This window comes from Falsihalocynthiibacter sp. S25ZX9 (genome assembly GCF_041205405.1).
Taxonomy (GTDB): Bacteria; Pseudomonadota; Alphaproteobacteria; order Rhodobacterales; family Rhodobacteraceae; genus Falsihalocynthiibacter; species Falsihalocynthiibacter arcticus.
This window is the reverse complement of record NZ_JBGFCD010000391.1, coordinates 1-272: the sequence shown is the minus strand read 5'-3', so window position 1 is coordinate 272 and position 272 is coordinate 1. Positions and strand designations below refer to the sequence as shown.

The 272-nt window shown below is 51.8% G+C and carries 1 pseudogene; it reads left to right on the top strand.

The annotated features are described in order from the left end of the window. Nucleotides 1–63: 63 nt before the first annotated feature. Nucleotides 64–272: pseudogene (locus AB9F29_RS22715) on the top strand (hypothetical protein); the annotation flags it as partial.

Here is a 272-nt window from a genome sequence, read left to right as displayed (position 1 = left end):
GCGGGCTATCCTTGGACAAAAAACGTCAATTTTCACTTCTCCGACGAAGGAACCAGTGCGGATTTGAGCAAGGTTCTGGCATTAATGGAGGGGGCCCATGTCTACACATGCGGCCCCGAGGCATATATGGCCAGCGTTATAGACGCGGCAGAAGTTAACGGATTCCCAGAAGACACGCGCCATCTTGAGTATTTTGCCGTCCCTGAAACGCCCGATTACGTTAACACTCCCTTCACACTTCGGCTCAAAGACGGTCGTGAACTCCATGTATC